The 14,533-nt window shown below is 67.6% G+C and carries 11 protein-coding genes; 2 read left to right on the top strand and 9 right to left on the bottom strand.

The window, feature by feature from the left end:
* Nucleotides 1–67 precede the first annotated feature (67 nt).
* The 4 genes from mepA to FHS82_RS10825 all read right to left on the bottom strand — a co-directional run bounded on the left by mepA (nt 68) and on the right by FHS82_RS10825 (nt 7,849).
* On the bottom strand, nt 68–1,000 hold the full coding sequence (gene mepA / locus FHS82_RS10810) for a penicillin-insensitive murein endopeptidase (RefSeq protein WP_166952306.1): 933 nt from the start codon (nt 998–1,000) through the stop codon (nt 68–70).
* A gap of 168 nt (nt 1,001–1,168) precedes the next feature.
* Entirely contained in the window at nt 1,169–5,026 is a 3,858-nt protein-coding gene (locus tag FHS82_RS10815; RefSeq protein ID WP_166952310.1) for an ExeM/NucH family extracellular endonuclease, read from the bottom strand.
* Between the two features lie 148 nt (nt 5,027–5,174).
* On the bottom strand, nt 5,175–6,317 hold the full coding sequence (locus tag FHS82_RS10820) for an alpha-hydroxy acid oxidase (RefSeq protein WP_166952314.1): 1,143 nt from the start codon (nt 6,315–6,317) through the stop codon (nt 5,175–5,177).
* 119 nt (nt 6,318–6,436) lie between these two features.
* Entirely contained in the window at nt 6,437–7,849 is a 1,413-nt protein-coding gene (locus FHS82_RS10825) for an FAD-binding oxidoreductase (RefSeq protein WP_166952317.1), read from the bottom strand.
* 136 nt (nt 7,850–7,985) lie between these two features.
* Between FHS82_RS10825 and FHS82_RS10830 the strand changes: the two genes are divergently transcribed.
* Entirely contained in the window at nt 7,986–8,684 is a 699-nt protein-coding gene (locus tag FHS82_RS10830; RefSeq protein WP_166952320.1) for a GntR family transcriptional regulator, read from the top strand.
* Between the two features lie 31 nt (nt 8,685–8,715).
* On the opposite strand, the gene FHS82_RS10835 is transcribed toward FHS82_RS10830, so the two are convergent.
* Genes FHS82_RS10835 through FHS82_RS10855 form a run of 5 tightly spaced genes read right to left on the bottom strand, consistent with a single transcriptional unit; the run spans nt 8,716 to nt 13,332 of the window.
* Complete coding sequence (locus FHS82_RS10835) at nt 8,716–9,471, bottom strand: aspartate/glutamate racemase family protein (RefSeq protein WP_166952323.1); 756 nt, start codon at nt 9,469–9,471, stop codon at nt 8,716–8,718.
* A 57-nt stretch (nt 9,472–9,528) separates the two neighbouring features.
* Nucleotides 9,529–10,779 carry an NAD(P)/FAD-dependent oxidoreductase gene (locus FHS82_RS10840; protein ID WP_166952326.1) on the bottom strand — a complete coding sequence of 417 codons (1,251 nt, stop codon included), beginning with the start codon at nt 10,777–10,779 and terminating at the stop codon, nt 9,529–9,531.
* On the bottom strand, nt 10,776–12,020 hold the full coding sequence (locus FHS82_RS10845) for a pyridoxal phosphate-dependent aminotransferase (protein ID WP_166952329.1): 1,245 nt from the start codon (nt 12,018–12,020) through the stop codon (nt 10,776–10,778). The genes FHS82_RS10840 and FHS82_RS10845 overlap by 4 nt, the downstream gene beginning before the upstream one ends.
* A gap of 26 nt (nt 12,021–12,046) precedes the next feature.
* Nucleotides 12,047–12,397 (bottom strand): RidA family protein, encoded by a 351-nt coding sequence (locus tag FHS82_RS10850; RefSeq protein ID WP_166952333.1) that lies wholly within the window; start codon nt 12,395–12,397, stop codon nt 12,047–12,049.
* Nucleotides 12,394–13,332, bottom strand: a complete 939-nt coding sequence (locus tag FHS82_RS10855; RefSeq protein ID WP_166952604.1) for an NAD(P)-dependent oxidoreductase — start codon at nt 13,330–13,332, stop codon at nt 12,394–12,396. Before FHS82_RS10855 ends, FHS82_RS10850 begins: the two co-directional genes overlap by 4 nt.
* Before the next feature lie 351 nt (nt 13,333–13,683).
* On the opposite strand from FHS82_RS10855, the gene FHS82_RS10860 reads away from it, so the two are divergent.
* Nucleotides 13,684–14,526 (top strand): transporter substrate-binding domain-containing protein, encoded by an 843-nt coding sequence (locus FHS82_RS10860; protein WP_166952336.1) that lies wholly within the window; start codon nt 13,684–13,686, stop codon nt 14,524–14,526.
* Nucleotides 14,527–14,533: the final 7 nt, after the last annotated feature.

The following is a 14,533-nucleotide window of genomic DNA, read 5'->3' on the forward strand; positions in this document are numbered from 1 at the left end:
TTACGTTGAAACAGGACAGATTCCAGTGACCATGGACAAGGGCCTGAACGAGATCAAGCTGCCCGGTTCAGGGCGCCTCCAGCACGGCGCGGCACTGCGGCGGCAGGTCGGCGAGCCGCAGCGGCGGAGGCGGCGGCGTCTGCTTCTTGGGCCGGCGCGCCTCTTCCGAGAACCACCAGGCGAGTTCCTTGCCGCACCCGTCGTCGGCCGGCGGCGGGTCCTGGTTACGGCAGGCGGCGCTGCCGCGCGGGCAGGCGAGCCGGATGTGGAAATGGTAGTTGTGGCCCGGCGCCGGCCGAACCTTCGACAGCCAGCGACGATCGCCGTCCGCCTCGCGGCAGAGCGCCTTCTTGATGGCCGGGTTGACAAACAGGCGCGCCACCTCCGGCCGCCCCGCCACGTAGCGCAGCAGCCTGTGATGGGCGGCGGTCCAGCGGCCGGGGTCGATGTCGTTCCAGTCACCGGCGACGACATTGGTCGCGGACAGATTGTCCCGCTCGCTGACGGCGAGGCGGCGCGAGGGCGCCGGCGTGAGCCAGATATCGGCATCGATGCCGATCTGGTGCGAGGCGTGGCCCGTCAGCATGGGGCCGCCGCGCGGCTGGCCGATATCGCCGACGAGCAGGCCCGGCCAGCCGGCAGCAGCCGGCGCACCCGCCGCGATCTTCTCGATGAAGGTGATCAGGGAAGGATGCCCGAAGGCGCGGTTACGCGAGGGCCGCATCACCTGCCACGTCGCTCCGTCGGCGGGCAGCTCGACGGCACCGGCGACGCATCCCTTCGAGTAAAACCCGTAGACCTGCGCCGGACCGCCCGAGGGTGTTTCCACCTGCCCGAACAGCCGCCGCGCGGCATCGCCGGGCAGCGTTTTCAGAACCGCCTGCCGGCGGGCTGCCTCCTGCCGGGCATTGTCCTGCGCCATGGCGGGCGAGAGTAAGCCGCCGGCGGTGACAGCGGCCGACAGGAGAATGCTGAACAGAAAGGTGCTGCTTGGACGCATCGGAGACGAAGCCCATGGATCGATGGCATTGCCGCAACTCTGGCAGCATCGCCGCCCGCACGCAACGGCCCATGCCGCAACGCATGTGGAAGACGGTGCGGGGCGGCATCCGTTCCAGCCGGATGCCGCCCCGCGGTTATGCGATCAGGACGTTCGGATCGCCTTCGATCAGGCGTAGAAAACCGACTGCGCCGACAGATCGAGGCCGATGAGCAGCGGATCGTGGTCCGACGTCGCGAACACGTCGTCGTTGTAGAAGCGCGGGTCCTTGTACTGGCTGGAATAGCTCAGCAGGTCGGGCTCCTGCGCGTTGATGTGCCACTCGGTCACGCCCGTCACCTGCCCGGCGAGGGAGCTGTTCGCCAGCCCCTGATCCAGCGTGCCGCGCTGGCCGTTGAACAGGTAGCTGAAGGCCTGATCCTGCCCGATGAAGGCGTCGATCAGATCCGTGAAGCCGGCGTTCCGCAGCGCGGTGACCGGATCTTCCTTCGCGTAGGAGTTGAGATCGCCGATGATGAGCGCGTCCGGATCGACGATGCCGTGCTTCGCGAAGTAACCGTCCGGGTTGGTGATATCGAGCCACTCGGCGAGCTGGTGGGCGGTTTCGGTGCGGGTGGCGTTGAAGGCGCCCTGTCCGTCGCCCTTGTCGGCATCGGCGCCGGTGCCGGTGCCGCTCTTCGACTTGAAGTGGTTAACGGCGACCGTGAACTGCTCACCCGTGCCGACTTCCTCGAAGGTGGCGGTGACGGCGGGGCGGGTGCTCTGCTGGCCGCCTTCGTCGAAGGTGTAGATGTCGCTCGCCACGACGCTGACCTCGTTCGTCTTGTAGATGAGGCCGGTGGTGATGGCGTCGGTGCCGATGAAGCCATCGGAGCCCTGCGCGGTCGGGTTGACGAAGGCGTAGGTCGTACCGGCCGGCGCCTTCGCGTTGAGGCCGTTGACCAGCGCGACGATGGCCGAGTCGCTGTCGAAGCCGTTGTTCTCCAGCTCCTGCAGACCGAAGACGCTGGCGTCGATCTTCAGCATCGCCTCGACGATCTTGTCGAGCTGGCGCTGCAGGTCGCCTTCGGTCGTCGCGCCGCGCGGCGTGAGGTTGTTCGGGCCGGAGCCGTTGCCGGAACCGTTGTTGAGCGTGGTGAAGAAGTTCAGCAGGTTGAAGCTCGACACCGTCAGCCTGCCGCCGACGTCCTCCGGCGTTTGCTCGCGGGCGCCGCCGTTGGTGGCTTCATCGATCGGCAGGGTGCCATTCACCAGCAGCTTGAACTCATCGAAGCTGTAGGTGAGCACGCCGGACACGGAACCGGTCAGTTCCGCGCCCACGCGCAGCGTGGGACCGTTTTCGGTGAACGTATCACCGGCATCGATGTAACCGTTGCCGTTGTCGCCGGTGCTGGCCGGCGCGTACGGGAAGTGCGTGGGGTTCTGGGCGGAGTTGCCGTCGTCGATCTTGAAGCGGTTGTTGGCGTTGTCCTGCTGCAGCGCCTTGATCTCGTCGAGCTGCGTGTTGGGGTCGTAGATCTGCGTCGGCTGCACCTGCCCGCCGGCGGAGACGACGATCTCGCCGTAACGGTCGAAATCGTAGTTCTCGATGATGGTGAGCGGCTCGCTCGTGCCGGTTTTCAGCGTGACCGCCATGCCCTCGTACTGTTCGAGGTCGGCGACGAAATCGGGCGACAGCTCGATGACCGCCGGGGTCGGCTGGGCATTGTGCTGCGAGAGCGTGACGATCTTCGTCACGTCCTTGATCTGGGTCAGGTTGTAGTACTCGGCGACCGTGCCGGAAACATCGATGTGATCGCCGACGGCGACGCCGGACGCGGAGCCGGTGTAGACGAAGATGCCTTCCGACGTGCGCACGTCGGCATCCGCGTCGGAGTCCTCCTCCTGAAGGAAGAAGCCGTCGCCGGTCGTGTAGGTCACAATGGCGGAGACGAGCACGTACTTGCCTTCATAGGTGCTGGCGGTCGCGGTGCCCTGGATCTGCGAGATCAGCAGCGACTGCGGTTCGCCCGGGTTGGGCTCACCGCCGTTGCCGTCGTTGGCCGCGCCCTTCGTGGCCTCCTTCGGGCCGGTCCAGTCCGTAGGGCCGTCGCCCGTGCGCTGCAGCGACTGGCCGACCGGCGTGCTGGAACCTTCCTGAACGCCGATATCGGTCGATGTCTGCCCGTTGGCGGTGCCGTCCGTCGCGGTGAGCGTGCCTTCGTAGGACAGGAACTCGATCACCTTGCCGCCGCGCGACAGCGCGAAACCGTCCGGCGAGCCGTTCTGGATGCCATCGGCGGGCAGGCTCCAGACGTAGTAGTCGTAGGTGCCGTCAGTGGTCTTGGTAAGAGCCGCAACGGACGTCGAACCGTAAACGCGGCCGTTGGCGCCGTTGTAAAGCTCGACTGTCAGGTCCGACACGCTCTCGCCCGCCGCGACGCGGATCTCGATGAACTCGCCCGTGTCCGAGCCGGCGTTGTCGTAGTGCACTTCGTTGATGCGGGGCGCGATCTGAGGCGCGACGCCGTCATTCGAGGTGCCCTTGGTGCTCTCCGTCGGACCGGTCCAGTCCGTCGGGCCATCGCCCGTGCGCTGCAGCGACTGGCCGACCGGCGTGTTGGATGCTTCCTCGACCCCGATGTCGATCGAGGTCAGGCCGTTGGCGATGCCGTTCACGGCCTTGAAGCTGCCCTCGTAGGACAGGAACTCGATCACCTGGTTGCCGCGCGACAGAGCGAAACCGTCCGGCGAGCCGTTCTGGATGCCGTTGGCCGGCAGCGACCAGACATAATAGTCATACGTGCCGTCGGTGGTCTTCGTCAGGCTCGCGACCGAGGCCGAATCGTAGACCTTACCGTCGTTGCCGTTGTAAAGCTCGATCGTCAGGTTCGACACGCTCTCGCCCGCCGCAACGCGGATCTCGATGAATTCGCCCGTATCCGTGCCGGCGTTGTCATAGTGCACCTCGTTGATGCGGGGCGCGATCTGCGGGGCGACGGCGTCGTCGACGCCGTTGATGGTAACGGTGATCTGCTGCGCGGTGCCGTCCTCGGTCAGCACCGTAAAGGTGTCGGTCAGGCTCTCGCCGTCGTCCAGCGCGTCCACGGCGGCGTTGGCGTTGTCGAGCGTGTAGGTCCACTTGCCGTCCGCGGTGATGCTGTAGGCGCCGTAGCCGGCGGCGCTCGCCCGGCCGGCGACAGCCTGGAAGCCGCTGCCGTTGTCGACGTCGTTGGAGGTCAGCTGGCCCGACGCCGAGGGCGTGCCGGGGTTGACGGGCGACGCCTCGGTCACCGTGCCGGCGAGATCGCCCGTCACGACAGCCGCGTCGTTCGCGCCATGGACGGTCACCGTCACGGTCGCGGTGTCGATGCCGCCCTTGCCGTCATCGACGGTGTAGGTAAAGGTATCCGTCGCGGTCTGGCCGACGTTGAGATACTGGAAGACGTTGCCGGGGTTGTACGTGACGACGCCGCCGACGAGCGTCACGGCGGCGCCCGCCGCGCTCTGCGACGAGACGGCGGTGACGGAGAGCTTGTCGCCCTCGTAGTCCCAGTCGTTGGCGAGCAGCGTGGCCGCCTGGATGGTGAGCGCGCTGTCCTCGCCGGTCGCACCCACGTCGTCGCGCGCCAGCACGGCGTTGTTGCGGCCGTCGAGATAGAGCGTGTAGTCGTCCGCGTCGAAGCGCAGCGCCTCGACGTTCTGGAGCGTGTCCTGATCGCCGTTGGCGAGATCGGTGACGATGTAGCGGCGCGCGAACAGGAAGGGCTGGCGGCCGAGGGCGATGGTGTAGTCGGCGACATGGCCGCTATAATAGGCGATGTCGAAGCCGCCGCCGCCGTCGATCGTGTCGCTGCCCGCGCCGCCGTCGATGATGTCGTTGCCCTGACCGGCGGAAATAATGTCGTTGCCTTCCATCCCGCTGATAGCGTCGTCACCGCCGAAGCCGTATATCCGATCGTTGCGCCAGCTACCCGTGAGGACATTGGAGCCGGCGTCGCCGAAACGGAATGCCGGGAAAAACGAGATAAACGAAGAGAACGACATATCGCTAACCTTATTTTGAGAAGGCAATAGCGGGGGATTCCCCCGAAGGTGAGTCGGGAGTCACTAGCATGCGTCGGTGACAACAGGTTAACTGTCGGTCATGAATGCCGGCTGCTTGTTGCGGGAAAGTGCGCAGCCGGCAACGGCATCACGGCGCGCGGTCGATGATGTCCGCGTCGACGGTGCGGATGTCCCGCCGTCCGCACAGCGCCATCGAGACGTCGAGTTCGTGCCGGATGATCTCCAGCGCCCGCGTCACGCCCGCCCGTCCGCCGGCGCCGAGGCCGTAGAGGAACGGCCGGCCGATCCAGACGCCCTTCGCGCCGAGCGCGACCGCCTTCAGCACGTCCTGCCCCGAGCGCACGCCGCCGTCCATGTGCACCTCGATACGGTCGCCCACGGCCTCGACGATCGCCGGCAGCGCGGAGATCGAGGAGCGCGCGCCGTCGAGCTGGCGGCCACCGTGGTTCGACACGATGATGGCGTCGGCCCCGGTATCAGCGGCCATCCGCGCGTCCTCCGGGTCGAGAATGCCCTTGAGGATGAGCTTGCCGCCCCATTTTTCCTTGATCCACGCCACGTCCGCCCACGACAACCGTGGGTCGAACTGCTCCGCCGTCCATGCCGAGAGCGAGGATATGTCGCCGACATTGCGCGCGTGGCCGACGATGTTGCCGAAGGTGCGGTTCTTCGTGCCCAGCATCTCGAACGCCCAGGCCGGGCGGGTCGCCACCTGCCAGATGTGCTTCGGGGTGAACTTCGGCGGCGTTGAGAGGCCGTTGCGCACGTCCTTGTGCCGCTGGCCGAGAATCTGAAGGTCGAGGGTGAGCACCAGCGCCCCGCATTTCGCGGCCTTCGCGCGGTCGATCAGCCGCTCGATGAAATCGCGGTCGCGCATCACGTAGAGCTGAAACCAGAATGGCTTCGTGGTCGCAGCCGCGACGGCCTCGATGGAACACACGCTCATGGTGGAGAGGCAGAACGGCACGCCGAACGCCTCCGCCGCCTGCGCGGCGAGGATTTCGCCGTCGGCGTGCTGCATGCCCGTCAGCCCCGTGGGAGACAGCGCCAACGGCATGGCGACGGGCTGGCCGGCCATTTCCGAAGCCAGCGAGCGGTCCGTCATGTCCACGAGCACGCGCTGGCGCAGGCGTATCCGGGCGAAGTCCGCCTCGTTCGCGCGATAGGTGCTTTCCGTCCAGGCGCCCGAATCGGCGTAATCGAAGAACATCTTCGGCACCCTGCGGCGGGCCCGTTCCTTCAGATCGGCGATGGTCAGCGCTGTTTCCATTGTCTTCTCCCTTCCAGGCGCCCGGCATTCCGGAACCCGGGATGACCCGCGCCCCGGCGATGCCTTTACCGCCATATCATGAAGAATTTGGACCGTCCCGGGCCAGCGCGGGAAAGCGCTCAGCCGCGATCCCGCCGCGGCAGCACCTTGCCGGGATTGAGCAGCCCGGCCGGGTCCAGCGTCTGCTTCAGCGCGGCGGAGAGCGCCTGCTCGGCGGGCGTCTTCGTCCGCAGCCATTCGCCGACGCGGTACTGCCCGAGCCCGTGCTCGGCGGAGATGGACCCGCCGTGCCGCAGGACGGCGTCATGCACGGTGCGGTTGATCGCCGCGCCGTCGTCGCCGGGCCCCGCCATCATGACATTGTAGTGGAGATTGCCATCGCCGAGATGGCCGAAGACGTTGAGCCGCAGCGCCGGCGAGAGATCCTCCAGCGCCTTGCCGGCGTCGGCCAGAAAGGCGGGAATGGCCGTGACAGGCACGGAGATGTCGTGCTTGACGCTGCGCCCTTCCCGGCCCTCGGCCTCGGTGATGCGCTCACGAATCTCCCACAGCGCCCGCGCCTGTTGCTGGCTGGCGGCCGCGACGCCATCGACGGCGAGGCCGCTCTCGAACGCCTCCGCCAGCAGCGATTCGACCGCCTCACCGATCCCGGCGAGGGAGGATGCGCCCTCCAGCAGGATGAACCATTGCCCGCCGCTGGCCGGGCTCTTGAGGCCGAAATGCTTTTCCTGCAGGCCGACCGACGCGGCGGAAATCAGCTCGAAAGCCGACAGCGTGTCGCCGATACGGCTCTGGGCGAGACTGTAGAAGGCGAGCGCGGCGTCGATGTCCGGCACGGCGATGAACGCGGTGACGCTGTGCTGCGGCGCCGGCACGAGCCGCAGGACGGCGGCCGTCACGATGCCGAGCGTGCCTTCCGAGCCGATGAAAAGCTGCTTCCAGTCGTAGCCGGCGTTGTCCTTGCGCAGGCGCCGCAGGCCATTCACCACCGTGCCATCCGCCAGCACGACCTCAAGGCCGAGGACCAGCGCGCGCGTCATGCCGTAGCGCAGAACGTTCACACCCCCTGCGTTGGTGGAGACGATGCCGCCGATGGTTGCCGAGCCTTCCGCCCCGATGCCGGTCGGGAACATGCGGCCCTGCTCCAGCGCCGCCTCCCTCACCGTCTGCAGGATGGCGCCGGCCTCTACCTCCATGGTCATGCCGACGGGATCGAGCGCGCGGATACACGCCATGCGCTGGAGCGACAGGACCACCTCGCCGCCGCTGCCGTCGGGCGTGGCGCCGCCGGCGAGACCCGTGTTGCCGCCTTGCGGCACGACGGCCGCGCCGTGGCGGGCGCAGGCGCGGACGATGTCCGCCACCTCCTGCGTGGCGGCGGGACGCACGACGCAAAGCGGCGTGCCGAAGAACATCCGCCGCCAGTCGACGGCGTAGGGTTCCATGTCCGCCGCGTCGGTCAGCACCGCGCCGGGCCCTGCGATGGCGATCAGTTCATCGACGAGCGCCGTGCGCCCGGTTTGCGTGGTCATTCCTGCATATCTCCTGCCTGCGTCGTTCCCCTGCCCGCCGGCCGCCGCCCGGCGCCAGTTGCGATCCGTTTTAGTCCTTTCCCCCGCATGGCCGGACGATGTATGGTATTCCGGCTTGAATGCAGGGAGATTCTGTATGGTAACCGGCGAGCCTGGCTCGGACAGTATCGTAGACCGGGTCTATGAGCAGCTTAAATCCATGGCGATCCAGTTCGAGTTCAAACCCGGCGAGCGGTTGAACGAGGGCGACATATCGAAACGCCTCGGCGTCAGCCGCACCCCGCTGCGCGAGGCCCTCAACCGGCTGAAGACGGAAGGCTTCCTGCGCTTTTCGCCCGGCAAGGGCTTCTTCTGCCGGGAACTCGACGCCCACGACATCTTCGACCTCTACGAACTGCGCAAGGCGATCGAGGTCGCGGCCGTGCGGCTAGCGGTGAAGCGGGCGCGCGACGAGGACATCGACGACCTGCTGGCCTTTCTGGATGCGACCGGCCCCGATCCGGGGGAGCGGACGACGATGGAACTCGTCGCCCTCGACGAAAAGTTCCACGAGGGGCTGATGGCGACATCCGGCAACGCGGAGATGCTGCGCGTGCTGCGCAACATCAACGCGCGCATCCGCTTCGTCCGCTGGATCGACATGGACCGCATCAACCGTTCCAAGACGCAGTCCGAACACCGCGCCGTTCTCCTCAGTCTCAAGGAGCGTAACGAGGAAGCCTGCGCCGCCCTGCTGCAAACGCATATCGACCGCCGCTTCGACGAGATCAACGCCTCCATCAAGGAAGGCTACGCCCAGATCTACATGCCCGTCGCCGCCGTCACGCGGCGCTGACGGCGGCGCGGCGGCAGGTGGCGGGAGAGAATCAGAAGCGGCGGGGCCGCAGGCCGGCGTGAAACCACGTGATCATCGAATAGATGTCATAGACCGGGAGGCCCACCGCCTCCTGCAACGCGGCGGCGTAGGGCGGCATGTTGGTGCATTCGAGAACGATGGCGCCGACATCCGGATTGTTCGCGACGAGCTGCCGCCCGGCGTCCACGACGTCGGCCTCGGCGAGCGCGATGTCGAGATCATCCTTCTCGGCCTTGATGAGCACCCGGAAGAACTCGCGACCGTTCTCGGTGCCGACGAGCGGCGTGTCGAGCGGCACGCCCGCGCCCGCGAGATGGGCTGGCGACAGCGACGATCCGCTGACCGTAACGACGCCGACGCGCTTGCCCGGCGGCAGCGTCGCCTGCACCCAGGGCACCTGCATCAGCGAGGAAGTCGCGACCGGCACGCCGACCGCCGCCGCCAGTTCCTTCTGGAACAGCGCGAGAAAGCCGCAGTTGGTGGTGATCGCCTCCGCGCCCAGCCGGACGAGGTCCTGCGCCGCCTCGACGAAATCGGGCAACAGCCCCGCCGCGCCGTTCAGCACGACCTTTTCCGGGCTCGCGCCGCGCACCACCCGGTAGAGCACCGGGAACGGCCATGTCGTGCCGTTGCCCATGTCGCCGGAAATGCGGGGAAAGCGCGCTTCCAGCATCAGGATGCCCAGCGGCACGCCATAAATGGCCTTGCCACCCCGGGCAATCCGTGCGCCCGGCGCCTCGGCCGGCGTGCTTGAAGGGGAATTCATCGCGATGATCCTTTTCGTGACTGCGGGGAGCCATCCGGCTCCCCCGGCGCGGCGCGCTCAGAGATAGCGGCCCGGCGCGAAGGGGCCGACCGGAATTTCCGGCTCGCGTCCATCGATGAGTTGCGCGACGAGCCGGCCCGTGCGCGCGGAACCGGCGAGGCCGACATGGCCGTGGCCGAAGGCGTAGACGACGGCGTTGCAACGCCGGGCATGGCCGATGCAGGGCCGGCCGTCCGGCATGCTCGGGCGGTCGCCGACCCACACCTTCGCCTTCGATGCATCGGCATCCGGAAACAGGCGGGAGAGATGGTCGCGCAGAATCCCGGCGCGTTTCCAGTCGGGCGCGGCGCCGACGCCGGCGAACTCCACTTGCCCGGCACCCCGCAGGCCCATGGCCATGGGGTTGATGACCATCTTCACATCAGAGGCCATGAACGAACGCCGCAGGCCCGTCGCCGCGCCCTCGAACGTGACGTGATAACCCCGCTCCGCCTCCAGCGGCAGCGAATCGCCAAGCGCGGCGGCGAGCGGTTTCGAGCGGATGCCGGCGGCGACGACCGCGGCGTCGCACGGAATTTCGCCGACGTCCGTGCGCACGGCGGCAAGCCGCTCGCCCTCGAAGCGGAAGCCCGAGGCGCTCGCCCGATGCAGCACCGCGCCGCGCTGCCCGGCGAGGGCGGCGAGGGCGGCGATATAGGCGCCCGGATCGAGGCAGCGCCCGGCATCCGGCACCAGCGCCGCGAAGCCGTAACGCGCCGGCAGGGCCGGCTCCTCGGCGCGCAGCGCATCGCCCGACAGTTCCTGCCACGCGATGCCGTTGGCGCGCCGCACCGACCAGGCGAAGCCGTCCGCCTCGAACGCGGCCCGCGACGGATAGACGTGCAGGGTGCCGTTGTGCTCGATGAGATGGCCGACGCCCGCCTCCGCCGCCAGCATGCCATGCAGCTGTGGCGCATCCGCCAGCAGCAGCCGCAGCGCCCGGGCGGTTTCATGGACGCGCGCCGGCGTCCAGCCCGACAGCAAGTACTTCACCAGCCACGGCAGGATGCGGGGAAAATACGACCAGCGAATCGACAGCGGCCCCAGCGGGTCCGCCAGATAGGACGGCACCTTCTTCCACACGCCGGGCTCGGCCGGCGGAAGGACCGATTGCACGGAGAGCCAGCCGGCGTTGCCGTAGCTTGCCGCCTGCTCGCCTCCCGCCGCGCCCGGATCGACGAGCGTCACCGCGTGCCCTGCCCGCAGCAGTTCCAGCGCGCTGATCGTGCCGATCGCGCCCGCGCCGATGACGACGACATGCCGCGTCATGACAGCACCCGGCAGGCGGCGGCGATACGATCGCAGGCCTCGCGCAGGCTCGCCTCGGACGCCGCGTAGGAAATGCGGAAATAGGGCGCCAGGCCGAAGCAGCTCCCCGGCACCACCGCGACGTCCACCGAGTCGAGAAGATAACGGCAGAAGGCGCTGTCGCTGTCGATCGCGGTGCCGTCCGGCGCGTGGCGGCCCAGCAGGCCGGCGCAGCTCGCGAAGGTGTAGAACGCCCCCTCGGGCCGGCGGCAGGCGATGCCCTCGATGGCGTTCAGCCGCTCGACGACCAGATCGCGCCGCACGCGGAACGCCTCGCGCCGTTGCGCCAGCACGTCCTGCGGCCCGGTCAGCGCCTCGACGGCCGCCGCCTGGCTGATGGAACAGGGGTTGGACGTACTCTGACTCTGCACCACAGCCATCGCCGCAATCAGCTCCCGCGGGCCGCCGCCGTATCCGATACGCCAGCCCGTCATCGCATAAGCCTTCGACACGCCGTTCACGGTCAGCGTCCGCTCCCGCAGGGCGGGTTCGAGCTGGGCGCCGGTGACGAACGGCAGGTCATCGTAGACCAGATGCTCGTAGATGTCGTCGGACAACAGCCAGACGTGCGGATGGCGCCGGAGCACCTCCATAAGCGGCCGCAACTGCGCCTCGCTATAGGCCGCGCCGCTCGGGTTGGATGGCGAGTTCAGCAACAGCCAGCGCGTACGCGGCGTGATCGCCCGCTCCAGATCGGCGGCATCGAGGCGGAAGCCGTTGTCCTCCCGCCCCGGCACCGCGACCGGCACACCTTCGGCGATGGTCACCATGTCCGCGTAGGACGTCCAGTAGGGCGCAGCGAGAATCACCTCGTCGCCGGGATCGAGCGTCGCCATGAAGGCGTTGTGGATGACCTGCTTCCCGCCCGCGCCGACGGTGATCTCGTCCAGCGCGTAGTCGAGACCGTTGTCGCGGCGGAACTTGGCGGCGATTGCGGCCTTGAGTTCGGGCGTACCGTCGAGGATGGTGTATTTCGTCGCACCCGCGCCGATGGCCCGCACGGCGGCGGCCTTGACGTTGTCGGGCGTGTCGAAGTCCGGCTCACCGGCACCCAGCACGATGACCGGCCGCCCCTCGCGCCGGCGCTGAGCGGCAGTGGCGCCGATGCGCAGGATTTCCGACACGCTGATGGCGCCAATGCGCTTCGCCCGCCGAAACTCCGTGGCGGAATGCGCCGTACCATCCGCAGCAGATAGGCTCATGACAGCAACTCCCTTCGCCGCGCCGTTCAGTGGGACGCCACCACGATCAGCTCGACGCGCCAGGCCGGGTCCGCCAGCACCACGACGGCGCAGGCGCGGCAGGGTTGCGCGCCCGGCGTCACCCAGGCGTCCCACACCGCGTTGAAGGCCTCGTAGTCGTCGAGCGACTGCAGCCAGATGGTGACGCTCAGCACCCGCGACTTGTCGGTGCCGGCCGCGGCCAGCAGCGCGTCGACCTTGGCGAACGCCTGCCGGGCCTGCGCGGTAATGTCGGCGTCCCGGTCGTCAGCCACCTGCCCGGCGAGAAACACGAGGCTGTCGGTGGCGGAGGCGCGGCTGCGCCGGGCGTTGGCGTCGATGCGGACGATGTCGGTCATGATGGTTCCCCGGTTGTTGCGGCCGCGCTGCCCACGATGCGCCGGCAATGGTCGAGCGCGGCGTCGATGAGGTTGTCGCTCGCTTCCGGCGTGCGGAAAGCGGAATGGGCGGAAAGGGTGACATTGTCGAGCGTGGTGAACACATGCCCGGCCGGCAGCGGCTCCACGGTGAACACGTCGAGGCCGGCATGGCGCACATGGCCGGATCGCAGCGCATCGACGAGCGCCTCCTCGTCCACCAGCGCGCCACGCGCGGTATTGACGAGAATGACGCTCGGCTTGAGAGCGGCGATCTTCTCGCGCGAGATGAGGCCGCGCGTCTCGTCGTTCAGCAGCAGATGCAGCGACAGCACATCGGCCTGCGCCAGCACCTCGTCGAGCGGCAGGAAGGTGACGCCGGGGAAGGTCTTGGGCGAGCGGTTCCACGCCACGACCCGGAGGCCGGAGCCAAGGGCAATGCGCGCCACCTCCGCGGCGATGCCGCCGAAGCCGACGAGCCCCAGCGTCTTGCCCGTGAGCTGCACGGCATCCGTCCGCAACCAGTTGCCGGCGCGCATTTCACGGTCCATCAGCGTGAAGCTTCTGGCAGCCGCCCACATCAGCGCGATGGCGCATTCGGCCACCGCCGTGTCGCCGTAGCCGCTGATGGTGTGGACCGCGATACCGGCCTCCGCCAGCTCCTCCACATTCATGTAGCTGCGCGCCCCGGTGCCGAGAAACACCACATGGCGAAGACCGGCGCACTGGCGCGCGACGTCGGTCGGCAGGTGGGTATGATCGATGATGGCGATTTCGGCATCGCCGAGCACGCCGGGCAGCTCCGCGGGCGTGATGGCGGGCTGACGATTGACCGTGACCGACAGATCCCCCGGACGCAGGCGCCGCGCAACGACGGCCGACAGGGTTTCGTTGGCATCCACGAATACAGCGCGCAAGACCTTCTCCCTCTGCAAGACCTTCTCCATCTTGTGATTCCATCCCCGGTGCCCGGGGCGGCGCGGCCGGCTTCCCTCGCATCGGCGATCGCGCATCCATTTAGTGCTCAGACTTGTATACACTCCTGAATTTCATTGACAAGGCTAAAAACGGCACGCGAACTGCGTGCCTGAAAAATAGGCAGCGCGATAATTCTTTCGCATGCGGAAAACACTCCGCGATTAAAATACTGACTTGAATTTCATCCTGAATGCAGGAATAATTTTCCTGCTGGCGAACGGCGGCGCCTGCGCGGACACACCCGGACGCGGCCGCTTTCAGGGCCAACAAGCAACAGAGGGACCGTTCACATGCATCGCAGAAACATATTGACCGCGCTGGCGCTGGGTGCTGGCGCCGCCGCCGTGGCATCGAAACCGGCGGAGGCGCAGACGGCGTCCGGCGGCTCGACCTTCGAACGCATCAAGAGCACGGGGGTGTTGCGTGTCGGCGCCATCGTCGGGCAGGAGCCTTACTTCCACAAGGACCTCGCCAGCGGAGAATGGTCCGGCGCCTGCATCAGCATGGCGAAGGACATCGCGAGCAAGCTCAACGCACGCATCGAGATTGTGGAATCGACCTGGGGCAGCCAGGTGCTGGACCTGCAAGGCAACAAGATCGACCTCGCCTTCGCGGTGAACCCCACGCCGGAGCGTGCGCTTGTCGTGGACTTCACCACGCCGATTCTCGTCCACTCGTTCATGGTGATCACCGGCAAGAAATTCGCCAAGCCGGAGACGTGGCAGGACCTCAACAAGCCGGAGGTGAAGATCGCCGTCGATACGGGCTCGACCCACGAGCTGATCGCCCGCCGCTACGCCCCCAAGGCCACCATATCGAGCCTCAAGAACCGCGACGAGGCGATCCTCGCCGTCGCCACGGGCCGGGCGGACTGCAACGTGTCGCTGACCGTGCTCGCGCTCACCACGCTGAAGAAGAACCCGAACCTGGGCGGTATCGCGCTCCCGCGACCGGTTCTCACGCTGCCCACGAACATCGCCCTGCGCGCGGACAAGGACCAGTTCTTCGCCCGCTTCCTGAGCATATGGGCCGACTACAACCGCTCCATCGGCCAGACGCGGGAATGGCTGCTGGAAGGCTTCGCCATCCTTGGCCTGACGGCTGCGGATTTGCCGCCTGAAGTGCAGTTCTGACAGGTCG

This window comes from Pseudochelatococcus lubricantis, assembly GCF_011762225.1.
GTDB classification, from domain to species: domain Bacteria; phylum Pseudomonadota; class Alphaproteobacteria; order Rhizobiales; family Beijerinckiaceae; genus Pseudochelatococcus; species Pseudochelatococcus lubricantis.